The organism is Idiomarina sp. UBA4206, assembly GCF_002383015.1.
Classification (GTDB): domain Bacteria; phylum Pseudomonadota; class Gammaproteobacteria; order Enterobacterales; family Alteromonadaceae; genus Idiomarina; species Idiomarina abyssalis.
Genome location: NZ_DFTS01000071.1, coordinates 14,350 through 14,772 on the forward strand (window position 1 = coordinate 14,350; position 423 = coordinate 14,772).

At 48.2% G+C, this 423-nt stretch carries 1 pseudogene; it reads right to left on the reverse strand.

The features are described 5' to 3' along the window. Nucleotides 1-423: pseudogene (locus tag B3180_RS13995) on the reverse strand (cell envelope biogenesis protein OmpA); the annotation flags it as partial.

Below are 423 nucleotides of genomic sequence, written 5' to 3' on the forward strand. Positions count from 1 at the left end.
TCACGTCACCAAAGTCTTTGGTTACCAAGCCAGAAATTGCTTCAACCGCTTTGTGGCTGGCATAAATTTCACTTGAAAGGTCACCACTCCAGTCAGCAAACCAGGACAAACGGAACAGATCCATGTTTTGCTGGTAGTCATACCAGTTAGTGTCCAGGTTTAAAGAGTTCTGGCTACTGCTAACGCCGCGCAGGTTGTTACCTTCAGTGCGGTTATAAGTTAACGCAACACGGTGATCGTAGTTGACGTTCCAGTCCAGCTTAACCAACAAGTTGTCATTTTCGGTATCACGGACAGTGTCCCAGTTACCAATATCGAAGCCGTACTGAGTTTGTGCAATTTCGCGAACACGGTTGTACTCTTCCTGAGTCACGTTGCTGTCGTTCGGTGCGCCAGCGCCTGCAGGACCGTACTCAATTTGTG